The 21656-nt window shown below is 45.7% G+C and carries 22 protein-coding genes and 1 other annotated feature; of the genes, 19 read left to right on the top strand and 3 right to left on the bottom strand.

The genetic code is table 11. The annotated features are described in order from the left end of the window. Nucleotides 1–4: 4 nt before the first annotated feature. Nucleotides 5–724: a protein-glutamine gamma-glutamyltransferase gene (locus ACL9RM_RS04365; protein ID WP_250268715.1), complete on the bottom strand. Its 720-nt coding sequence runs from the start codon at nucleotides 722–724 to the stop codon at nucleotides 5–7. A gap of 217 nt (nucleotides 725–941) precedes the next feature. Between ACL9RM_RS04365 and ACL9RM_RS04370 the strand changes: the two genes are divergently transcribed. The 6 genes from ACL9RM_RS04370 (at nucleotide 942) to ACL9RM_RS04395 (ending at nucleotide 6652) form a co-directional block, all read left to right on the top strand. Further along, nucleotides 942–2204: a D-alanyl-D-alanine carboxypeptidase family protein gene (locus tag ACL9RM_RS04370; protein WP_250268714.1), complete on the top strand. Its 1263-nt coding sequence runs from the start codon at nucleotides 942–944 to the stop codon at nucleotides 2202–2204. A gap of 59 nt (nucleotides 2205–2263) precedes the next feature. Further along, entirely contained in the window at nucleotides 2264–3007 is a 744-nt protein-coding gene (locus tag ACL9RM_RS04375; protein WP_039271021.1) for a nucleoside recognition domain-containing protein, read from the top strand. Nucleotides 3008–3014: 7 nt separating this feature from the next. Further along, nucleotides 3015–3545, top strand: a complete 531-nt coding sequence (locus ACL9RM_RS04380) for a spore maturation protein (protein WP_013310760.1) — start codon at nucleotides 3015–3017, stop codon at nucleotides 3543–3545. A gap of 78 nt (nucleotides 3546–3623) precedes the next feature. Then, nucleotides 3624–4382, top strand: coding sequence for a pseudouridine synthase (locus tag ACL9RM_RS04385; protein ID WP_023989197.1), 759 nt, complete (start codon nucleotides 3624–3626; stop codon nucleotides 4380–4382). A 109-nt stretch (nucleotides 4383–4491) separates the two neighbouring features. Beyond that, complete coding sequence (locus ACL9RM_RS04390; protein ID WP_039271023.1) at nucleotides 4492–5208, top strand: response regulator transcription factor; 717 nt, start codon at nucleotides 4492–4494, stop codon at nucleotides 5206–5208. A gap of 1 nt (nucleotide 5209) precedes the next feature. Further along, nucleotides 5210–6652, top strand: a complete 1443-nt coding sequence (locus tag ACL9RM_RS04395; protein ID WP_250268713.1) for an ATP-binding protein — start codon at nucleotides 5210–5212, stop codon at nucleotides 6650–6652. Nucleotides 6653–6874: 222 nt separating this feature from the next. Here the strand turns inward: ACL9RM_RS04395 and serA are convergent, their stop codons facing one another. Beyond that, nucleotides 6875–8467: a phosphoglycerate dehydrogenase gene (gene serA, locus ACL9RM_RS04400; RefSeq protein WP_039271025.1), complete on the bottom strand. Its 1593-nt coding sequence runs from the start codon at nucleotides 8465–8467 to the stop codon at nucleotides 6875–6877. A gap of 261 nt (nucleotides 8468–8728) precedes the next feature. Then, nucleotides 8729–8978 (bottom strand) — a binding site (T-box leader). A gap of 185 nt (nucleotides 8979–9163) precedes the next feature. Between serA and ACL9RM_RS04405 the strand changes: the two genes are divergently transcribed. Then, a complete protein-coding gene (locus ACL9RM_RS04405; protein WP_061829230.1) occupies nucleotides 9164–9751 on the top strand; it encodes a type II CAAX endopeptidase family protein in 588 nt (195 codons plus the stop codon). After that, a complete protein-coding gene (locus tag ACL9RM_RS04410) occupies nucleotides 9748–10089 on the top strand; it encodes a hypothetical protein (RefSeq protein WP_250268712.1) in 342 nt (113 codons plus the stop codon). The genes ACL9RM_RS04405 and ACL9RM_RS04410 overlap by 4 nt, the downstream gene beginning before the upstream one ends. A gap of 105 nt (nucleotides 10090–10194) precedes the next feature. Here ACL9RM_RS04410 and ACL9RM_RS04415 read toward each other — a convergent pair whose 3' ends face one another. Further along, a complete protein-coding gene (locus ACL9RM_RS04415; protein ID WP_250268711.1) occupies nucleotides 10195–11121 on the bottom strand; it encodes a polysaccharide deacetylase family protein in 927 nt (308 codons plus the stop codon). 94 nt (nucleotides 11122–11215) lie between these two features. Between ACL9RM_RS04415 and ACL9RM_RS04420 the strand changes: the two genes are divergently transcribed. The 11 genes from ACL9RM_RS04420 to ACL9RM_RS04470 all read left to right on the top strand — a co-directional run bounded on the left by ACL9RM_RS04420 (nucleotide 11216) and on the right by ACL9RM_RS04470 (nucleotide 21561). Further along, complete coding sequence (locus ACL9RM_RS04420) at nucleotides 11216–11593, top strand: hypothetical protein (protein ID WP_039271033.1); 378 nt, start codon at nucleotides 11216–11218, stop codon at nucleotides 11591–11593. Between the two features lie 198 nt (nucleotides 11594–11791). Further along, nucleotides 11792–12406, top strand: coding sequence for a genetic competence negative regulator (locus ACL9RM_RS04425; RefSeq protein ID WP_013310751.1), 615 nt, complete (start codon nucleotides 11792–11794; stop codon nucleotides 12404–12406). An 86-nt stretch (nucleotides 12407–12492) separates the two neighbouring features. After that, nucleotides 12493–13188, top strand: coding sequence for a glutamic-type intramembrane protease PrsW (prsW, locus tag ACL9RM_RS04430; RefSeq protein WP_039271035.1), 696 nt, complete (start codon nucleotides 12493–12495; stop codon nucleotides 13186–13188). 265 nt (nucleotides 13189–13453) lie between these two features. Beyond that, entirely contained in the window at nucleotides 13454–14839 is a 1386-nt protein-coding gene (ypeB, locus tag ACL9RM_RS04435) for a germination protein YpeB (protein ID WP_061829227.1), read from the top strand. A 165-nt stretch (nucleotides 14840–15004) separates the two neighbouring features. Next, entirely contained in the window at nucleotides 15005–15664 is a 660-nt protein-coding gene (locus ACL9RM_RS04440; RefSeq protein WP_165177242.1) for a flagellar brake protein, read from the top strand. A 129-nt stretch (nucleotides 15665–15793) separates the two neighbouring features. Further along, on the top strand, nucleotides 15794–16501 hold the full coding sequence (cmk, locus tag ACL9RM_RS04445; RefSeq protein WP_039271040.1) for a (d)CMP kinase: 708 nt from the start codon (nucleotides 15794–15796) through the stop codon (nucleotides 16499–16501). Then, nucleotides 16498–17091, top strand: coding sequence for a lysophospholipid acyltransferase family protein (locus ACL9RM_RS04450; RefSeq protein ID WP_013310746.1), 594 nt, complete (start codon nucleotides 16498–16500; stop codon nucleotides 17089–17091). Before cmk ends, ACL9RM_RS04450 begins: the two co-directional genes overlap by 4 nt. Nucleotides 17092–17211: 120 nt before the next feature. Continuing rightward, a complete protein-coding gene (gene rpsA / locus ACL9RM_RS04455) occupies nucleotides 17212–18438 on the top strand; it encodes a 30S ribosomal protein S1 (RefSeq protein ID WP_013371699.1) in 1227 nt (408 codons plus the stop codon). Between the two features lie 147 nt (nucleotides 18439–18585). Then, complete coding sequence (gene der / locus ACL9RM_RS04460) at nucleotides 18586–19908, top strand: ribosome biogenesis GTPase Der (RefSeq protein WP_013310744.1); 1323 nt, start codon at nucleotides 18586–18588, stop codon at nucleotides 19906–19908. An 11-nt stretch (nucleotides 19909–19919) separates the two neighbouring features. Continuing rightward, nucleotides 19920–20528, top strand: coding sequence for a glycerol-3-phosphate 1-O-acyltransferase PlsY (gene plsY, locus ACL9RM_RS04465; protein ID WP_039271041.1), 609 nt, complete (start codon nucleotides 19920–19922; stop codon nucleotides 20526–20528). After that, nucleotides 20521–21561: an NAD(P)H-dependent glycerol-3-phosphate dehydrogenase gene (locus ACL9RM_RS04470; protein ID WP_039271042.1), complete on the top strand. Its 1041-nt coding sequence runs from the start codon at nucleotides 20521–20523 to the stop codon at nucleotides 21559–21561. Before plsY ends, ACL9RM_RS04470 begins: the two co-directional genes overlap by 8 nt. The last annotated feature ends 95 nt before the right edge of the window (nucleotides 21562–21656 follow it).

Below are 21656 nucleotides of genomic sequence, written 5' to 3' on the forward strand. Positions count from 1 at the left end.
CCTATCACAGAATATACTGCCTTCCCCCAATGACAGCATGTATACGGTGACTGTATTCCTGGTGATACAAAGTATGCAGTGACAATTCATTTTTTCGATTTCCTTCGGTAGCGAACTGCGATAAGTAGATGAAGTCCGGATAGACCACTTCATTCGTCAAATAAGCAGATACCGTGGCTTCCGGCCGACGATGTTGATTCAGGGAATCGATAATACCCTTCGCCGGCAAGATGCCAATCCCATGTCCATAAAACAAGTCTTCCTTCAGCTTAACGACATTTTCTCCTTTCCATTCCAATGTTTCAGATGACACATCTGGATTGTTGAAATACAGAATATCGCCAGGAGCTGCTTTATGACTCCCTTGCTGCTGTATGAGCCTGAGGTCACTGTCATAATGCCAGTCATACAGCAGCATACCTGCAAAAATCCGATTAAACTCACTTTCCAGAATGGAATCCAGCACTCCTTTGTACAGCACAATAACCATAGCTGTTGCACATTCAAAAGCGTATTGATGACCGTTTGAAAAAATGTCTCTGATCCCCTGTGCCGGAGTGACACCTGCTTTAATCTGAAAACCACCCTTTTCCGTTAAATCCCAAAATTGCTGGTTGCAACGTGCTGTAGCAAAAGTGGCAAAGGATACACCGCTTCGATGCAATGCTTCTGCGGACTCTACAATCCGCGATCTTAAAATCATTTCAAACTGGAGACGCAGCATGATGTAACCCCCGATCCATATTTAACTTTGGTAACTAATATATATGTACTCGGGAGGGCAAGTTGCTTGGTTTATGCAGAAAGAAAGCAAAAAGAGAGCAAAAAGAGAGCGGCTAATGGCTGTCCCGTAAAGGAATTTTCTGTTATAAAGGTGGACATACTTTGAACAGCTTGGACATAGAATGGTACAAGACTTGCTCAAAACCGGAGGAATCCAAATGTTTAAAAAAAAGCAACACATTCACGCGGACCACAGCCATTTCTTGAATAAGGCACGCGCATTTGTTTTGCCGCTGGTGCTTCTGCTTATTTTGTCATTGCCGCTTACGTTGCTGAGTCCACAGCCCGTTCGGGGAGCGATAACAACAGAAGCAGCGCCGCCTGTATTAGGAACCCATGCACAGGCTGCTTCTTTAATTGATGTCACATCAGGAAGAATCATATATTCTACCGAGGGTGACCGGGAGCTACGTATTGCCAGCCTGACCAAAATTATGACTGCAATTGTGGCCATTGAACATGGACGCTTGCAGGACCGGGTAAAGGTGAGTCCTACCGCGTATGCCAAAGAAGGTTCCTCGCTTTTTCTGCAAATGGGTGAACAAATGTCGCTGGAAAATATGCTGTACGGCTTAATGCTCCGTTCTGGTAATGATGCAGCCTCTGCCATTGCTGAGCATGTGGGGGGGACAGAAGAGGGATTTGTCCATTTGATGAATGACAAGGCGGTTCAGCTTGGGCTAAGCCATACACATTTTGCTAATCCTCACGGGCTGGATGCCGAGGGACATTATTCCTCAGCCAATGATATGGCCCGGCTAACTGCTTATGCGCTGCATAATCCAACTTTTGCCCGTATCGTAAAAACAGAACTGAAAAAAGCACCGAATCCCAACGATTCTTGGGACTACTCATGGCACAACAAAAACAAAATGCTGCGGCTGTATGAGGGAGCTGACGGTGTGAAAACAGGCTTTACCAAAAAAGCGTTTCGCTGTCTGGTCAGCTCTGCCACACGGAACGGTCGCCAGCTCGCTGCCGTTACCTTGAATGACGGGGACGATTGGAACGATCATGCACGTATGCTTGATTACGGATTCCGATATTATCCGCTCATCCCGATTACGGACAAGCAGCAACCTATCGATGGTTACCCACTATTAACAGGTACAAGCTTTGCCTATCCTTTACATGATGGTGAGAAGACCCAGTTGCACAAAAGACTGGTGTTGTATAAAAATTCTGCTTCTGCAGACAGAGCGGACGTATCTTTTGGCTTACGAGGGCGGGTCGAATTCCTATTGGAAGGTAAACTTATCGGTTCTGTTCCTGTGTATGAAAAAGGTAGTAAGCTGCCTGCTCAAAGTACCGTACATCCACAGCAAGAGGCTCCAACTGCACAAGATCCTGCGAACAATACTCAGCAACAAGGTTGGACGAGCAGATGGAACGAAATCCTAAAAAATTTGTTTGGAGCCTAGGGCAAGCAGGAAATTAGAGCTGGGACGTGTCACATCATTGGGAAAAGGAGGAATCAGCCATGATTCATCTCATATGGGTGGCTTTGATTTGTATTGGATTTGTATTTGCCGCCGCGCAGGGAAATATTGAGGTGGTGACGAAAGCAGCTTTTGACGGGGCAACTACGGGGGTTACAGTGTGCTTTGGACTGATAAGTGTGCTGGTGTTTTGGATGGGCATGATGAGGCTGGCTGAAGATGGTGGGCTCTTACAGAAAATATCCAAGCTGCTTTCTCCTTTGGTTGCCTTTCTCTTCCCTGATGTTCCGCGTAATCATCCCGCTATGGGTTACATTTTGTCCAATATGAGCGCCAATTTGCTGGGTCTGGGGAATGCAGCCACACCGATGGGAATCAAGGCTATGCAAGAGTTGCAGACGCTCAATCCAGATAAGCAAACCGCCACACCAGCCATGTGTACGCTGCTCGCCCTGAATACGGCCAGTATTACGCTTATTCCTACGACGTTGATCGCGATACGGCTTAATTTTCATTCCGCACATCCGGCAGAAATCGTCGGTACGACACTGGTAGCGACCGCAATAGCCACCTTTGCCGCAATTGCGGCGGACCGTTGGTACCGTAGTCGAGAATTGCGCCGCCGTCCTCCAGCGATTCCGCCGTCCCAGACATCCTTGGCACCACTCACCTCATCAGCACCAACATCTGCTGCCTCTTCAACGACGCTGCCCGTATCTTCACCTGCCGTTCCGCGAACGGGAATCACGGCTGCCAAGGGCAGGGACACCACTTGGAAAGGATGAGGGAGGCATGCTTAATTTTATAAACCTCGTATCGACTTGGGCCATTCCGGTTATTCTCGCTTTTATTCCTTTATATGCATATGCTAAAAAGGTACCTGTCTACGATTCTTTTGTGGATGGAGCCAAAGACGGCTTTTCTACCGCCATCAGCATTATTCCTCATCTCGTAGGCATGATGGTGGCGATTAGCATTTTTCGAGCATCCGGCGCTTTAGACTATTTGATCTCCTGGGTTACCCCATGGATTAAACACTGGGGTGTACCCGGTGAGGTACTGCCTTTAGGCTTGCTTCGTCCATTGACGGGCACCGGTTCACTTGCGTTCACGACGGATCTAATTCGCACTTATGGCCCGGATTCCATGATCGGTCGGATCGCCTCAACGATTCAGGGCAGCACAGACACGACGCTATATGTGCTAACTGTATATTTTGGTGCGGTAGGTATCCGCAATGGACGGTATGCTTTGAAGGTAGGACTATTTTCAGATGTGGTTGGTTTTGTGGCAGCCATTGCCATTTGCCTGCTTGTATTTTAATTTCTGCATCGTTTTTTGAACGGGGGTTGTGATTTTGCTCATGGATGGGTATCATTAGCATGAGGTGAATTAGCGAACATGGAAAGATTGCAGAAAATATTGGCCCAAGCTGGTGTAGCTTCCAGACGTAAATGTGAGGAGCTTATTCAGGCGGGCAGCGTGGAAGTGAACGGGGTTGTCGTAACTGAACTGGGAACGAAGGCAGACCCTGATCAAGATATGATTACGGTAAAGGGACGCCCGATCAAAACCGAGAAAAAAATCTATCTGATGATGAACAAACCTAAAGGAGTCATTACGAGTGCTTCCGATCCGGAAGGCCGTAAAATCGTGTCAGACTATCTGAAAGGCGTTAAGGAACGCGTATATCCGGTAGGACGTCTCGATTACGACACCGAAGGACTGCTGTTGCTTACCAATGATGGCGAGTTCGCCAATCTGCTCACCCATCCCAAGCATCATGTGCCCAAGACATATGTGGCAACAGTCAAAGGCGTTCCGCATGGTACTGAGCTGGACAAGCTGAAAAAAGGAATCGTGCTGGAAGATGGCATTACTGCACCAGCCGAGGTAGAATATAAAGATGTAGATCCGAATGGTAAGGAGTCTGTGATCCAGATTACCATTTATGAAGGTAGAAATCGCCAGGTAAGACGGATGTTTGAGGCCATTTCACACCCGGTCATCAGACTCAAGCGGATTGCCTTCGGTGATCTTTTGCTACAAAACTTGAAGCGCGGTCTGACCAGACCCTTAACCAAGGACGAAATCAACCGTCTCATTCAACTTGCCAAATCAGACAACACGAAAAAGAAACGGACAGGACGGGGGTCATAACCCCGGCCTTTTTGGTGTAAAGAGACTATTGGATGAGAGTAAAGTTTGACCAAGCACGGGAAAATAGTAAAATAGAGAGAATGGTTTTTTTAGCGAAGGGGCTGGGAATATGTCAGAACAAAGCAACCGCATATTAATTGTAGATGATGAAGAACGCATTCGCCGCCTTCTGCGGATGTATCTGGAAAAAGAAGGATATGCAATTGACGAAGCTGAGGATGGTGAGATTGCCCTCCAAAAAGCGACTGCAAGCGATTACAGCATTATTTTACTGGATGTAATGCTTCCGGGGATGGATGGGATTGAGGTGTGTACACGGCTGCGTCAGACTAAGTCTACACCTGTAATTATGCTCACTGCCAAAGGTGAGGAAGTGAACCGTGTACAAGGCTTTGAAGTCGGAGCCGATGATTATGTGGTTAAGCCCTTTAGCCCGCGAGAAGTCATTTACCGGGTGAAGGCGATTTTACGCCGTTCGTCGGAAACTGCCTTTTTAACGAAAGAGGCGGTACCAAGCAATAGTATTGTTTTTCCGAATCTTATCATTGAGCATGATGCGCACCGGGTAACTGCGGGCGGGATTGAAATCAGTCTCACGCCTAAAGAGTACGAGCTGTTGCACTATTTGGCGGTGTCGCCAGATAAAGTCTTCTCGCGTGAGGAACTGCTGAAAGACGTTTGGAATTACGAATTTTTTGGTGATCTGCGCACTGTGGATACGCATGTGAAACGGCTTCGTGAAAAGCTGAATAAGGTATCGCCAGAGGCAGCGGCTATGATTACGACCGTGTGGGGCGTAGGTTATAAGCTGGAGGTTCCAAAATAACGTGAACTTCTGGAGATCGCTGGTAGGCAAGCTGTGGATCACCATCATTTGTCTTGTAGGCTCTGTGCTTATTTTTCTAGGGCTTTTTTTATTGCCGTACATCAACAGAAATTTTGCGGCGTATGAATCGACGGAAATCAAGCATTTGTTCACCTATACATGCATTGTCGGATTTTTATTGACGACCTTTTTTGCCTTATTCCTTTTTACTAAAATCACACAGCCTATGCAGCTGTTGATTCAGGCGGCGAATGCGATTCGTGAGGGAAGGTATGATACTCGGCTTTCGCTGGTGACCAGTGACGAAATTGGAGAACTGGCGAAAACTTTTAATCATATGTCTACGGAACTGGAAGCAACGATCCGCAGTCTGAATGAGGAAAAAAACCATTTATCCAGCGTACTGCGAAGCATGTCTGATGCCGTAATCACCTTCGACAGAAGCGGACAAATCATCTTGACGAATCCGCCGGCACAAAGTCTGTTGGATATCTGGAAAAAGCTGGAGTGGCAGGAGCGTGATCTGGAGGAGTTTGGAGCTTCTGTACCTGAGCCTTTGCAGTCTCTGTTCCATACTGTTATGGACAGGGGAGAGGATGTCGGAGACTATATCCATGTCAAGAAGGGCTCCTGGTCGGTGCAGATGGCTCCTCTGTATACGGATAATGCAATCCGCGGTGCAGTAGCTGTGCTTAGAGATATTACGGAAGAAGTGAAGCTGGAGAAGATGCGGAGCGATTTTGTGGCCAACGTATCTCATGAAATCCGTACACCTTTATCTATGATGCAGGGCTACAGTGAGGCGTTGCTGGATGGCATGGCGGGTTCCCCTGAAGAATCCGAGGAGCTGGTACAGGTCATCCATGATGAATCATTACGCATGGGAAGGTTAGTCAAGGATCTGCTTGATCTGGCCCGAATGGAGGCTGGTCATACAGACATGCACCGACAGGAAGTGGATGTGAATGAGCTGATCGAGCGTGTTCACCGTAAATTTACGGTACGTTCAAAGGAACAGGGACTGACACTCGATTACCATGAGCAAGGCCAACGTTTACTGCTGCCTGAGGCAGATGAAGACCGACTGGAGCAGGTATTGACCAACTTGCTGGATAATGCATTCAGACATACACCCGGCGGGAAAAAGGTTACTATTGCGGCGGATCGAATTTTGGGAGAACGGCATGAGTTAATCCGTATTCGGATTAAGGATGAAGGTGTAGGCATTGCCAGCGAGGATCTACCTTATATTTTCGACCGCTTCTACAAGGCAGATAAGGCCAGAGTACGTGGTGAGGATAAAGGGACTGGTTTGGGGCTTGCTATTGTCAAGAACATTGTAGAGGCTCACGGAGGCTCTGTCTCTGCTACAAGCGTATTGGGGGAAGGGACGGAATTTACTATTTTGCTGCCGATCTCCAACAAAACAAAGCTGGGTCTGTAACAGAATTATAAGCCCCAGCTGATATACCCCGGTTTGCAGGCATCCTCGGAAGAGGGTGCTTTTTGTTGAAAAATCAACATTTATCTTGTTCAACGTGGAACATCCTGTTTCATGCATGATGATTGCTCTCATGACAGATAACGGTATAAGAGAAAAAGACGCCTGGGTAGCCAGGCGCCTCTCTTTATTATAAAACCATGGACTTCTCAATATTGTTTGGAACTAATTTAACACTACTTCTTGGGCAGTATTTAGTTCTGGCAAACCAACGAGTTGAATCAGCACGTCTTTTGGTACAGCTTTATCAACGGTCAGGATCATGATGGCTTCACCGCCGACAATTTTACGCCCTACTTGCATGGAAGCGATATTGACGCCGTTCTCGCCAAGCAAGGTGCCGACACGACCGATAATGCCTGGTTTATCATTGTGGGAGATGAGCAGGAAATGAGCTTCCGGTGCCACATCTACCGGGAACTGGTTCAACCGAACAATACGTTCGCCATAGCCTGCCAGCAGGGTGCCAGATACACGTTGCTCTTCGCCGCTCTGCGTCTTGAGTGTAACGGTAATCAGGTTGGTAAAACCCTTGGTGGCGGGCGCCTGAGATACGACAAGATGGATGTCACGTGTTTTGGCCAGATGTACAGAGTTTACAATGTTCACATCGCTGCCCAGATGACGGCTAAGAACACCTTTCAAAATATACCGTGTCAGCGGCTGTGTATCCACAGAGGACAAATCGCCAGCGTAATCTACCTGAATTTCACGTACAGCCTGATTCGTGATCTGAGCGGCAAAGCTGCCCAGCTTTTCTCCAAGCGAGAAATATGGCTGCAATTGCGTCATGACGTTGGATGGTACTGGAGGCATGTTGACCGCATTTTTAAAAGGCTCATCACGCAAAATATGCAGCACTTGCTCGGACACATCGATAGCTACATTTTCCTGAGCTTCGACAGTCGAGGCACCCAGATGTGGTGTGACGATAATTTTCGGATGACTCAGGAATGGGTGATCCTGTGCTGGCGGCTCTGACTCGAATACGTCAAAGGCTGCACCGGCAACGATACCTTCATCAATGGCTTCAACAAGAGCCATTTCATCGATAACTCCACCCCGGGCACAGTTGATGATGCGCATTCCTTTTTTCATCACTTCAAACTGTGGACGAGCAATCATATGTTTCGTTTCCGGTGTTAATGGTGTGTGTACGGTCATAAAATCTGCGTTGCGGATAATTTCGTCCACGCTCGCCAGCTTAATGCCCAGCTTCTCAGCGCGTTCTTCCGTTAGAAATGGATCATAGCCGAGGATGCTCATGCCAAATGCTTTAGCACGTTTAGCCACCTCACTGCCGATACGTCCCATGCCGAGGACTCCAAGTGTTTTGTTACGCAGTTCGACACCGAGGAATGTTTTACGATCCCATGTACCGCCAATGGTTTTGGCATATGCCTGTGGAATATGACGTGCTAGAGCCATCATCATCGCAAAAGTGTGCTCACAAGTCGTAATCGTGTTGCCGTCAGGAGCGTTAATAACGATAATCCCGCGTTGTGTTGCTGCTTCGAGGTCGATGTTGTCCACTCCGACCCCAGCTCGCCCTACAACCTTGAGGTTCTTACCTGCCGTCATGATGCGTTCGGTTACCCGAGTTTGGCTTCGAACGAGTAATGCGTCATAGTCACCAATAATTTGAACCAATTCATCCTCGCTGAGACCTGTGTTCTTGTCCACCGTGACATCGTCTGCATCCATCAGCTGCTGGATGCCCAGGTCACTGATCGGATCGGATACTAACACTTTAAACATTTGGTTTCCTCCTCAAAGTTAACTTCTTTTATGGACAGGATGTACTTCAAACTGAAATACATTCCATAAAGAACATGAAAAAACTTGAAATGCTTCTAAAAGTACAGGAGAGCGGTGTGAAATACTAGTGTGATAACGCATTGACGCAGAAAAGGGATAAAATAGTATTATGCACCAAACTGACGATCAAAAGTCTTACGCGGAGGCGCTTTGCGGTTTTCGGGCATCAAAAAAACCCCCGAATCACATACTATCTCCATAGTAAGGGACGAGAGTTATCGTGGTACCACCCTAATTCGCAGCCATTTCGCAATGGACTGCCTTCAGCGGTCATAAAATGACCGAAAGGATAACGGTTTTCTGCCGATTGCATCTAATGCCGGGAAGTATTCCACAGACCTCGGTGCAATAACTCAGGAGCGCTGAAAGTAGTTACTTCGTCACCGGCTTCCACCCAAGCACCGGTTCTCTGAGGACGAAATCAATACCTTTTCTCCATCATTGTTGTTGTCGCTAATAATTTTTTCATAATGTATCATGGCTTACATGGGCATGTCAATAGGACATGCGACATGTGTGGATAGCCGGCTAGATATATAGCTACAGAATGCGGAAAATTAAGATTTAAGTCTTCTTGAATCCGCCCGACTTTTTGGCTATGATGCTAAAGAAGACTATGCAGAGGACTAACTAACTATGAAAAAGCTTAAAGTGAAATGGAAAAGAGCGCAAATTCATGAATTGAACGACCGCTTGCTGCTTTACAATTTGTATCTAACTCAGGGGCTGACCCTGCTGATTGGCGCAATATGGATATTTTTCCAGAAAAGAAATGTGTTAGAACTATTTGCATTGCCGAACACTCTGCACGTCTTATGGTGGGGATTGGGATTGGCCGCCGCTATGTTACTTGTGGATCTGTTGCTGTCCCGGATTATGCCTGAGGATGCTATGGATGACGGTGGTATTAACCAAATGCTGTTTCAAAATCGTCCGGTGTGGCATATTATTTGTATAGCAGCTATCGTCTCTATCTGTGAGGAACTCTTGTTCAGAGGTGCAATTCAGTACAGCTTTGGTCCTTATTGGACAAGCATTTTGTTTGCGGTGATTCATATCCGGTATTTACGGCATTGGATTCCCACTGGCTGGGTTTTTCTTAGCAGTTATGGATTGGGCTACATATATGTGCAGACCGGTAGTCTGTGGGCACCGATCATTTGTCATTTTGTGATTGACCTTATATCTGGCTTAGCGTTACGTTTTCGGAGGTATGAAGAATGAATCAGGAACTTAGCAGAGTGCAGACCTATGGTAGCCGTCGAAATGGTCGCAAAGGCAAGGAGGAGGACAGGTCAAAATCTAAACCAGTTCGCTCCCGTGCTTCACGGCCCGTGCAAGAATTGGCTCACGTTGCTGCTGTACCAGAAGTTGCTGTGACGATGGAGGATGATACTCCTGCCAGTGAGTACCGAACGCGGGCAGAAATGTTTCCGTCCCGCCGTATTCGGGTAAGCAAGTGGTTTTTAAATTTTTTGAGTACTCTTTTTGTGCTGATTACTGCAGCGTTACTGTGGTGGGGCATCAAGGGTGCACCACCCATCAGTGAAATGCTTTGGTAAAGGCGCAAAATGATACGGTAAAAAGGCCTCCGTCTCCGCATGAATAGCGGAGAGTGGAGGCCTTTATTGCATCATCTACAGTTAAGACTGAGTATACGCAAGTCTCTATTTGCTGGCAGGAACTTCAATACTTTGAGGATCAACAAATTGGTACCCCTTTTGCTCAAGGCGTGTCAATAGACTGTCCAGAGCCTCAGCTGTCCATGGCAGTTCATGCATCAAAATATTGCTGCCTGGATGAAGTTGTTCCGTTACGTTTTTGAGAAGTGCCTCCGTTTTATTAGGCTGATTCTTTTTCATTGTCCAGTCCAGAGAACCGACGGACCATGTCATGTATAGGAGACCGTTTTCCTTAGCGACCATGCGACCTACGTCTCCGCCGGCACCATGAGGGGGACGGAAGAATACGGGGGCTTGTCCTGTAATGTCCTTAACAACTTTTTGTACCGATTCAATCTGTTTTTTGACCTCAGGCTCAGATTTATTCTTCAGCACGATGTGATCCCAGCTATGGTTGCCGATGGGCTGTCCACGGTCATGGATAAGCTTAAGCAACTCAGGATGCTCTTTTACACGGTAACCGTTTACGAAGAAAATCGCTTTCGCTTTGTGTTTATCGAGTACATCTATGATTTTGTTAATCATGGCTGCTTCCTTAGGACCATCATCAAAGGTCAGTAACACGACTTTTTTTTCGGTGCCTTGTTGGTTAGGAATTAAATTGTAGGCTTTGTTCAAGTGATACATTTTGTTATTGGTAGTTGCAGATGTCGCAGCTCCTGTTTCGTTGCTTTCGCTGGTTTTATCATTTTGTGCATTGGTTTTACCCGCTGAGTTATGATCATCACTGCCTGCTTGCTTACTGCTGCTTTTTGGGGAAGAGACGCTGCTCTGATCTTTGGCGCTGTTACTTGAGTCAGACGCTACCGAATCCTGCTGTTTGCTTGTTGCCGCAGATTCCGGCTTGGTTGCAGTGCAAGCACTAAGCAGCAGACATGCGGTGAACAAAATGGCTGCTGTTTTTGTACCCATTATTTCATCTCACCTTCCTGTATTTTATACCGTATGAGTTTGTCACTACTGACGAACACTATGCTTGATTCTACCACAAAGGGAGGTTCTAATTGTGAAAACATCTTCATTTTTCCTGGGAATCGTCTTGGGCGCTGTAGCAAGCTCTTTGATCTCCCGCAACCGCGACATGTTGGGCTTATCCATGGACATGGGTGGAAAAAAAAGCGGCAATTTAGTGCAGAAAGCCCGTACTAAAATGATGGACGCGGCATTCCCCGGAATGGGCGAGATAACGCTAAATAAAGAAGACACCCATAAGGATCAAGACCACCATTCACCAACAGATAAAACCGCTCATAACGCCCATACTGCCAAGAACAAAGAAGAGAATATGAAGTTGATTAAAGACTTCATCAGAACAAGTCCCGATGTTAAGCGTGAGGTCGAGCAAATTTTGAAAGAAACTCATACAGCCGTACCGGGATTGTAACCCAGAAACCTTTATTCCGAATCATTTTGCGGCTTTTTTGTAAAAGCCGTTCAAATGATTCTTTTTTTTTATCTTTTTATTGCGTGCATTTACGATTATAAAATGATAACATGATTACATAGAACCATTTTCATCACAGGCATCATAATTGCATCATAATCTGTTAATAACACTCGGCTGCCAGGAGGAGGGTCCAGTATGAAAATAGAAAGATTAAGTCAGGACAAGATACGGATTTTCCTTACCTTTGACGATTTGAGCGAACGCGGTATTCAAAAAGACGATATGTGGCAAGAAATTCCAAGAGTTCATGAGCTGTTTACCGAAATGATGGATCAGGCATACAGCGAACTGGGCTTCGACGCCACGGGACCGTTAGCTGTCGAAGTCTTTGCGCTTCCTGCTCAAGGAATGGTTGTTATCGTCACCCGGGGAAAATACGACCATCAACAGTATGGTTCGGGTCCCGATGAGGAGCTTCCAGAGGAAGTCTACGAAATGGAAGTCACGCTGGAGCATAGCGATTCCATCGTTTACGCGTTTAGCGATTTCGAAGTACTCATAGAAGCGGCTCATATGCTTCGTAGTAACACTACGGAAGCAGGTAAGCTGTATCATTATAGAGGAAAATGGATTCTGCACTTGGAACCAGAAGAAGTAGAGGAGTCCAAGCTTGCGGCTTTAATTGCGGTTCTTGCTGAATTTGGAGAAGGCTCATCCGTTACACCAGCTATGTTGGAAGAGTACGGCAAGCTGGTCATTCCTGAGCAGGCAGTTGCTGTCATCTGCACTCATTTTGACAGCCGTTCTTGATTCGTTTTATCGAAAGTGATATCGAAGTGAATTTGTCGGCTCTGCGCTAAAAGCAGGGCCGACTCATTTTTATGGAGGGATGATCGGTGCTTCTGTTTTCGGTTTTAGCGGCAGCCACAGCGCCGGGTCTCGCCTTATTGATGTATTTTTACTTGAAGGACAGGTATGATTCGGAGCCACTGCACATGGTTATTAAAGTGTTTTTGCTCGGCTTTTTGGTGGTTCTTCCTGTCATGATTTTTCAACGCGGGCTGCTGCTTTGGCTAGGGGATCACACGTTAATCCAGGTGTTCGGCATTTCAGCGGGAGTGGAAGAGTTTTTTAAATGGTTTCTGTTGTATCACATCATCTATAATCATACCGAGTTCGACGAGCCTTATGACGGTATTTTGTATGCGGCCGCAGTCTCACTCGGATTTGCAACAGTTGAAAATCTGTTATATGCCTGGGCGGGCCATGCTTCGATTAGCATGATGCTGATGAGATCATTGCTACCGGTATCTGGTCATGCGATGTTTGGTGTAATGATGGGCTACTACATGGGGAAGGCCAAGTTTTCAGAGGGCTTGAGGAGCAAATACATGTTGCTGCTGTCATTGGTGCTTCCATGGTTCTGGCACGGAGTATACGATTTGATTTTAACGAAATTTTCGCATGACTGGATCTGGTTTATCATTCCACTTATGGCATTTCTATGGTATGGAGGAATGGCGAAGATCAGTCGAGCTAATAACCGTTCTCCTTTTCGTTTGTTAAAACGGGAAGAAAAGGTTAACATGTAACAAAATGGGGCACACTGATCTGACAAACCTGTTAGAGAAAGAGGTGTCTTTTTTTTGCGTATAAAAGTAAGAATTCATTGTAAAAGATGTGGGGAACGTTTTGTGCTGAGAGGACGTATAGAGCAAGGACAGATTCAGACCGGCTTTAAACGCTGCATTTGCGATAATTGTGAGTTTATTGTTGAAGTCATGGAAAACCATGCATAAGAGAGCATTCTTCTTGTCACACTATCGGTAGTGTACTTGAAGAAAGGAGACTCCCAATATGTATAAGCGACTTAGTGCCGTATTGTTCCCGGTGGTTACCCTGATGATGATAGGAGCATTTGTGTGGGGTTATCAGCAAAGCCAGATGAGAAAAGAGGTGTCTCTTCAGGCAAATAGCATGTCGATAAAAGCGGAAAATCAATACCAGCGTGCGTTTCACGATTTGTCGTTTCATATGGATCAGCTGCATTCTCAACTCGGGAACGCGGTTGCTGTCCATAATACTTCACACGCGATGCACCGCAAATGTTTGATGAACGTGTGGAGGATTGCAAGTGAGGCCCAAAATGAGGTTAATCAGTTGCCTCTGAATGTAATGCCTTTTAATCATGCCAAGGATTTACTGTCACATCTATCCGCGTTTTCGTATCAGACCGCTGTCCGTGATCTGGATCACGAGCCTTTAAACGAGAAAGAAATTTCGAACCTGAAAACGTTATATAACAATTCCAAAGAAATTTCGAAAAACATGCAGGAAGTGCAGCAAAAGGTCCTTAGCAAAAATTTGCGATGGATGGATGTAGATATGGCGGCAGGTTCGCAAACTGGTCCGAAGGACAACACCATTATTGATGGCTTTAAAACCGTGGACAAAAAGGTGGAAAACTACAAGGAGCTGGATTGGGGACCGTCTGTAGCCAGCATCTATGATAAACGCTCTGTGAAAAAATTGAGTCTCCCGGCAGTGAATGCAGAACAAATTAAACGAAATGCCGCTGAATTTACAGGAAAACCGGAAAGTCAGATCCGTGTGAACGAAAACGGTAAAGGAACGGAATGGGCATCTTATACAGCTACCCTGCTAAATAAGAAGCAACCCGTGGCCAGTATGGATTTTACGAAAAAAGGCGGCAAGCTTATTTCTTATCATGACATGAGAGCTGTAGGTCCTAAAAAAGCAACACGTAATGAAGCGATTCGCTATGCTAGTGAATACCTTGAACAAAAAGGTTACAAAGGAATGAAGCCAGTTGCGTATGATGAGAGCGGGAATTTAGCTAATATTACATTTGCGAGCCAACAAGGGGACGTGATTATCTATCCAGAAAAAATCACAGTCAGATCAGGCCTTGATAACGGACAAGTGATCGGTTTTCAATCCAGTGATTATGTGTATGAGCATAGTCATCTCCGCCGCATTCCGCAAGCGAAATTGAATTTGAATGCAGCACGAGCAAAATTGAATCCTGAGTTTCGTGAAACTTACCACCGTAAAGCTTTAATTGAAAATGAACTTTCAAATGAAGTTCTATGTTATGAATTTGGTGGTAAAATCAATGGTTCCGTCTACCGGATATACATTAACGCCAATACGGGGATGGAAGAAACGATTGAAGAGGTTAAAGATTCAGATGAACCTCAGGTTACTGCAAGTAATGCGTAGTTGATTACATGAAAATGAATCAATAGTCACTCTAAACCTCCTTCATGAAGGAGGTTTTTTGTGCTTTAGTCATAGATCGAACAAATAAAATGCTTAATATAGGCATAAAGTCGTGGTATTATATACCTTAATTAGAGCTTTTAATGGACAAGGATGGTGGATCATTTGTTTCCCAAAATTAATGATGTGTTATACATACAAGTGGCTGGTACTGACCATAAGGACGAGATTTTTGAATTTAAGTCTCGTATTGCGGAAGAGGAGTCACAGAACTTTTTAATTGAAATTCCTATGTCACAAACAAGTGGGCATTTGAAAAAATTGTTTCTAGGGGAAGAACTGTCTATATTTTTTATGAGCGAGGGTGGGATTAAAAATTATTTTAATACCCACGTTACGGGTTTTAAAGAGGATATCCTCCGGATGGTTCGTATCCACAAACCTGCTCCAGACAGCATCAGCAAAATTCAGCGCCGCAACTTTCTTCGGGTTAAGGCCAACTTGGAAATTGCAGTAAAGCATGGTGCGAACGAGTCCAGATTTGTAGCAGAGACACATGATGTAGGAGGCGGGGGTGTTTCTTTTCACACCCAGGGAACTCATCATCTTGAAGAAGGAGAATCATTGTCTTGCTGGATTTTAGTTCCATATAAAAACGGTACTCAGGAGCATGTTCCGTTCCAATCTGAAATTGTGCGCATTCAGCAGATGGAAAACGGTCGCAAACTCATTATGCTGAAATATGAGGAAATCGCTGATCAGGAGCGCCAAAAACTGATTAAATATTGCTTTGAAAGACAGCTGGAATTCCGGGGGAAATCTTAATCATCCGAAATTTTTCTTTTTTAGTAAACCTGTCGCTTATTTTGCATCGCCTATAAATGTGTGGTATAATTTTCACGTCGCAGGCAATGCCTGCTTTTTTCTTGAGGTTAGGTTAGGAGGAATTCCCTGTTGGCAAGGCAACATGTATCTTCAAGTAACAAAATAAATGTAGCCATTGATGGACCTGCTGGTGCAGGGAAAAGTACAGTGGCCCGCCTGGTGGCGAAAGCACTTTCTTATGTATATGTAGATACCGGAGCCATGTACCGAGCAGCAACGTGGTACATGATGCGTAAGGAAATTCCTGCAGAAAATGTACAAAAAGTGCTTCAACATGTACCTGAGCTGGTGATTGAATTAGTACCGGACCCCACAGGCCAAAAGGTTTATTGTAACGGGGAAGATGTAACCACTGTGATCCGTTCGATGGAAGTGACTAGCAACGTGTCACAGTATTCAAGTATTGCTGGTTTACGTACACGTTTGACTGAAAACCAGCGTGAGATGGCTGCACGCAAGGGTGTCGTTATGGATGGTCGCGATATTGGAACAACTGTACTTCCCGATGCGGAAGTCAAGGTGTTCATGACCGCAAGTGTTCAGGAACGTGCCTCTCGCCGTTTTAAAGAACTGAGCGAAACTGATGATATCACTCTGGAGCAGCTAGAACGTGACATTGCGGCACGTGACAAGCTTGACGAGGAGAGGGAGGTATCCCCGCTTCGTTGCAGTGAGGACGCCATCGTGCTCGATACGACTCAAATGGGCATTCAGGATGTCGTTGATACGATCGTATCTTATTGCTTAACGGAGAAGGATGGAGAGATCAGCCAATGATATATACTGTATGCGCCAGTATTTTGCGTCTCATTTACCGCGTTCTGTTTAGACTTGAGGCGGTAGGCAGGGAAAATGTTCCTGCTGAGGGTGGAGTGCTGTTGTGTTCTAATCATATTAGTAATCTTGACCCTCCTACAGTCGGTATTTTGCTGAAGCGAAAGGTTCACTTTATGGCAAAAGCCGAGCTGTTTAATGTTCCTGTACTGGGTCCACTAATTGGGAAACTGGGAGCTTTTCCAGTCAAACGCGGTGGTGTAAGTAAGGAATCCATTAAGCTGGCATTGAACATTTTGCGTGATGGTAAGGTTATGGGGATCTTTCCCGAAGGCTCCAGAGGAGCTGGGGGAATCGGTAAAAAAGGTGCTGCAAGCTTTGCGCTACGCAGTGGAGCGGCTGCCGTTCCGGTCGCCATTATTGGTGATTACAAGCTTTTCCGTAAAACGAAAGTGTTATACGGTAAACCTGTCAATTTGGACGCTTACCAAAAGGGTGCCGATATCGAAGGAGATCCGCTTGAACTTGCAACAGAAGCAATTATGTCTCGTATTCGCACGATGAAGGAAACGGGTAAGCCTACGAATAACTGAAAGGCTTGCATGAATTGTGTCTAAGCTCGGAAAACTAGAACAAAAGTTTATTTATGTTTTGAACTCTGCCATGCGCAGGTTTAAATAAATGGTTTTTTTTGAATTGAGGAGGGTATTGACATGTCGGAAGAAATTAAAAATCAAGAAGCTGCTGAAGCGGCAAATCAAGACGAGCTCGATCAAATCGTCTCCCTGAAAAAAGGTGACACCGTTAAGGGTACAATCGTGAAATTGGAAGATAACCAAGCGGTAGTAAGCATTGGATATAAATACGATGGAGTTATTCCAATTCGCGAGTTGTCTTCTGGTTTGGATAACGCAGAAGAAGCAGTACAAGTAGGCCAAGAGGTTGAAGCTAGAATTATCAGCATTGACGATGGCAAGGAAAAACTTGTTCTGTCCAAACGTGCAATCGACAGTGAAAATGCTTGGGAAAAGTTGGAGCAACTGTTCGAAAGCAAAGAAGTATTTGAAGTTGTTGTGAATGATGTCGTTAAAGGCGGCATCGTGGTAGACGTGGGTCTGCGCGGATTCATCCCTGCATCCATGGTAGAACGCCACTTCGTTGAAGATTTCAGTGATTACAAAGGCCGCACATTGCGTGTTGTTGTAAAAGAACTGGATCGTGAAAATAACAAAGTGATCCTTTCTCAAAAAGATGTTCTGGAAGCAGAATTCGAAGCCAACAAGCTTAAAGTAATGGCTGAGCTGAAAGAAGGCCAAGAAATCGTAGGTACGGTTCAACGTCTTACTCAGTTCGGTGCTTTCGTAGATGTTGGCGGCGTGGACGGTCTGGTTCACGTATCTGAAATTGCTTGGACTCATGTCGATAAGCCTTCTGATGCAGTTTCTGAAGGAGATCAAGTGAAAGTGAAAGTGTTGAAAGTAGATCCTGAAAAAGGAAAAATCAGCCTGAGCATGAAAGCTGCACAGCCTGGTCCTTGGGAATCGGCTGCTGGACAATTCAACAACAATGACATCGTAACAGGTGTTGTAAAACGTCTGGTTAACTTCGGTGCATTCGTTGAAATCGCTCCTGGCGTGGAAGGTTTGGTTCATATTTCCCAAATTTCCCACAAACACATTGGAACTCCACAAGAAGTTCTGGAAGAAGGACAAGAAGTGAAAGTTAAAATTCTTGAAATGAATCCTTCCGAAAAACGTGTTAGCCTGAGCATTAAAGAAACTGAGGAAGCTCCTGAAGCTGCTCCTAAAGCAGAAAGAGCACCACGTGCATCTCGTGCACCTCGTGAGGAACTGAATAATCCTAACGTTTCCCTCAATAATTCCGGTCTGAGCATTACGCTCGGCGAGCGTTTTGGCGATAAGCTGAACAAATTTAAATGAGTTTAAATCAATACATTTTATAATAAGCATAACGTACACCATCGGCGGACCCAGAGGGTTCGCCGATTGTTGTTACGTGACCATATCGCTAATAGGTATGTTTTTTGCTATGATGATAGCGGAAGAATTGACAGGAGGAGTGAATTTATGGCAAGACCCGTTGTGGCTATCGTTGGTCGTCCGAATGTGGGTAAGTCCACTATTTTTAATCGGATTATCGGGGATCGTTTGTCCATCGTGGAAGATAAACCCGGAATCACTCGTGACCGTATATACGGTATATCGGAGTGGAATGGTAAATCCTTCAGTATTATTGACACCGGCGGCATTGAGATTGATGGTGAGGATGTCATTTTAAAATCCATCCGTATGCAGGCCGAACTTGCAATAGAAGAAGCAGATGTAATTGTATTCATGAGTGATGCGAAAGCAGGAATTACACAGTCAGATGAAGAGGTAGCTCAAATGTTATATCGTTCGGGTAAACCGATCATCGTAGCTGTCAACAAGGTGGACAACCTCAGTCGCGCCGATCTGATTTATGAGTTTTATTCTTATGGATTTGGTGATCCAATTGCTGTTTCTGGTAGTCATGGCACAGGGATAGGCGACCTGCTAGATGCAATTACGTCCAATTTGCCTGAGCTGGAAGAAGATCACTATGATGAAGACGTTATTCGTGTTGCCTTGATCGGCCGCCCGAATGTAGGTAAATCTTCACTGGTTAACGCCATTCTGGGAGAAGAACGGGTTATCGTTAGTGACATTGCGGGCACGACGCGTGATGCAATTGATACACCTTTTGAAAAAGACGGTCAAAAGTATGTGCTGATTGATACGGCAGGTATGCGTAAACGTGGCAAAGTATATGAAACGACTGAAAAATATAGTGTAATGCGTGCCATGCGTGCCATTGAGCGTGCAGATGTTGTACTGGTCGTTATTAACGGCGAGGAAGGCATTATTGAGCAGGATAAGCACATTGCTGGCTATGCTTATGAAGCGGGGAAAGCGTCTCTGTTTGTCGTTAACAAATGGGATGTCGTGGACAAGGACGATAAAACGATGCACCAGTTTGAAACGAAAATTCGCGATCACTTTCTGTTTATGACATATGCTCCGATTGTGTTCTTGTCTGCAAAAACGAAGCAACGCCTGCAAAAGCTGCTTCCTGTTGTACAGCATGTGGCACAGCAGCATGTATTGCGTATTCAGACACATTTGCTGAATGATGTAATTTCCGACGCGGTTGCCATCAATCCTCCACCAACAGACAAGGGACGTCGTCTGCGTATTAACTATGTGACCCAGGTTGCTGTTAAGCCGCCTACGATGGTTGTATTCGTAAACGATCCAGAAATAATGCACTTCTCGTATGAGCGTTATCTGGAGAACAAAATTCGCGCCGCCTTCAATTTTGAAGGAACTCCAATTCGTATCTTTACACGGCGCAAGTCTGACGAAAGTTAGGAGCGAATAGGTTGATTTTACAAATCGTTGCCATCGTACTCAGTTACTTGCTTGGCTCTGTCAGCTTTAGTTTGCTGTATGGAAAATTAAAAGGAATCGACATTCGCCAGCATGGAAGCGGCAATGCCGGTGCGACGAATACGCTGCGTGTGCTTGGAAAAGGCCCAGCTATTCTGGTACTGCTGCTGGACGTACTTAAAGGGGTTATTGCAGTGCTAATAGGGCACTGGTTAGGTGGAGAATCATCCTGGGTATCGGGTTTGTGCGGCATTGCAGCGATTGCGGGCCATAACTGGCCGATATATTTTCACTTCCGTGGAGGAAAAGGTATTGCGACTGCTATTGGTGTATTGGCATCGCTTGCCTTACTGCCCGCACTATATGCCGGAATCATTGCGATACTTGCAATCGTAATGACGCGTTACGTATCCTTGGGATCGCTCATATTTGTCATTTTGACTCCCTGGATATTACTCGTGCTTGGTTATGCATGGCCGTTATTTTGGACGGCTCTAATCATTTGTCTGTTCGCTGTGTGGAGACACCGTACCAACATAGTCAAGCTGGTACGTGGGAATGAGAACAAGCTTGGCTCCAAAGGAGGAGATCGTCTTGTCTGAGAAAATAGCTGTGCTGGTCGCTGGGAGTTGGGGAACAGCCCTGGCTTCCGTTCTTGCGGCCAATAACAACGATGTCTCTGTCTGGACGAGAAACGAGCAGCAAGCAGCTGAAATCAATGAGAAGCATACGAATGAGCATTATTTACCAGGCTCCATTTTGTCTGACCGCATTTCAGCTACAACTGATATGCAGACTGCGGTATCTGGTGCTAAAGCAGTGATTATCGTATCTCCTTCGGCTGCTGCTCGTCAGGTAGCACGTAGTCTGAAAGCTCATTTTAGCAAGGATATGCTGGTAGTGCATGCCATTAAAGGTTTTGAAACTGAAACGCTTAAACGTATGTCCACGGTGATCTCGGAAGAACTGGAAGTCGCTGAGGGTGATATTGCTGTGCTGTCTGGCCCGAGTCATGCGGAAGAAGTGGTGAGGAAATGTCCTACAACGGTCGTTGTAGCTTCCTCCAATGAGAAGGCTGCACAAGCCGCACAGGGGCTGTTCATGAACTCCTATTTCCGCGTCTATACAAACCGTGATTTGCTCGGCGTGGAACTTTCCGGGGCGCTAAAAAACATTATCGCATTGGGTGCAGGAATGTCAGATGGACTTGGTTTCGGTGATAATGCCAAAGCGGCTTTATTGACCCGTGGATTGGCTGAAATTACCCGTGCCGGAGTTGAGATGGGCGCTAACCCACTAACCTTTGCCGGCCTGGCTGGTATTGGCGATCTAGTGGTCACTGCAACGAGTCGTCACAGTCGCAACTGGCGTGCAGGGTCACTATTGGGACAGGGCCAACAGCTTGATGCTGTGCTGGAATCTATGGGCATGGTCGTAGAAGGTATTCGAACGACAAAAGCGGCATACGCCATCTCTCAAAAATTAGGTGTTCAGATGCCTATTACAGAGGTGCTGTATGGAGTACTGTTTGAAGGACGTGACGTCCGTAAGGCCGTTGAGGCGCTGATGGGTCGCGATCCTAAGACCGAGATGGAAGTCATGCCACTTCAAACTTGGGAGCAATGGCATTCTTAAGGGCTCGGATGAGCTTTAATAATATAAAGGCTGTCTCATGGTAGATTTTTTCTATAATGAGATAGCCTTTTTTAGTTAGGCGTTTGGCATGTCTT

Origin of the sequence: Paenibacillus sp. S29 (genome assembly GCF_049319765.1) — a bacterium.
GTDB classification, from domain to species: Bacteria; Bacillota; Bacilli; order Paenibacillales; family Paenibacillaceae; genus Paenibacillus; species Paenibacillus polymyxa_B.

What these genes read in the sequence shown, in the direction of transcription:
- ACL9RM_RS04365 (WP_250268715.1), bottom strand. Translation starts at nt 724, where the DNA reads ATGCTGCGTCTCCAGTTTGAAATGATTTTAAGATCGCGGATTGTAGAG.
- ACL9RM_RS04390 (WP_039271023.1), top strand. Translation starts at nt 4,492, where the DNA reads ATGTCAGAACAAAGCAACCGCATATTAATTGTAGATGATGAAGAACGC.
- serA (WP_039271025.1), bottom strand. Translation starts at nt 8,467, where the DNA reads ATGTTTAAAGTGTTAGTATCCGATCCGATCAGTGACCTGGGCATCCAG.
- ACL9RM_RS04370 (WP_250268714.1), top strand. Translation starts at nt 942, where the DNA reads ATGTTTAAAAAAAAGCAACACATTCACGCGGACCACAGCCATTTCTTG.
- der (WP_013310744.1), top strand. Translation starts at nt 18,586, where the DNA reads ATGGCAAGACCCGTTGTGGCTATCGTTGGTCGTCCGAATGTGGGTAAG.
- rpsA (WP_013371699.1), top strand. Translation starts at nt 17,212, where the DNA reads ATGTCGGAAGAAATTAAAAATCAAGAAGCTGCTGAAGCGGCAAATCAA.
- ACL9RM_RS04405 (WP_061829230.1), top strand. Translation starts at nt 9,164, where the DNA reads ATGAAAAAGCTTAAAGTGAAATGGAAAAGAGCGCAAATTCATGAATTG.
- ACL9RM_RS04425 (WP_013310751.1), top strand. Translation starts at nt 11,792, where the DNA reads ATGAAAATAGAAAGATTAAGTCAGGACAAGATACGGATTTTCCTTACC.
- ACL9RM_RS04450 (WP_013310746.1), top strand. Translation starts at nt 16,498, where the DNA reads ATGATATATACTGTATGCGCCAGTATTTTGCGTCTCATTTACCGCGTT.
- ACL9RM_RS04380 (WP_013310760.1), top strand. Translation starts at nt 3,015, where the DNA reads ATGCTTAATTTTATAAACCTCGTATCGACTTGGGCCATTCCGGTTATT.
- ACL9RM_RS04410 (WP_250268712.1), top strand. Translation starts at nt 9,748, where the DNA reads ATGAATCAGGAACTTAGCAGAGTGCAGACCTATGGTAGCCGTCGAAAT.
- ACL9RM_RS04415 (WP_250268711.1), bottom strand. Translation starts at nt 11,121, where the DNA reads ATGGGTACAAAAACAGCAGCCATTTTGTTCACCGCATGTCTGCTGCTT.
- ypeB (WP_061829227.1), top strand. Translation starts at nt 13,454, where the DNA reads ATGTATAAGCGACTTAGTGCCGTATTGTTCCCGGTGGTTACCCTGATG.
- ACL9RM_RS04375 (WP_039271021.1), top strand. Translation starts at nt 2,264, where the DNA reads ATGATTCATCTCATATGGGTGGCTTTGATTTGTATTGGATTTGTATTT.
- ACL9RM_RS04385 (WP_023989197.1), top strand. Translation starts at nt 3,624, where the DNA reads ATGGAAAGATTGCAGAAAATATTGGCCCAAGCTGGTGTAGCTTCCAGA.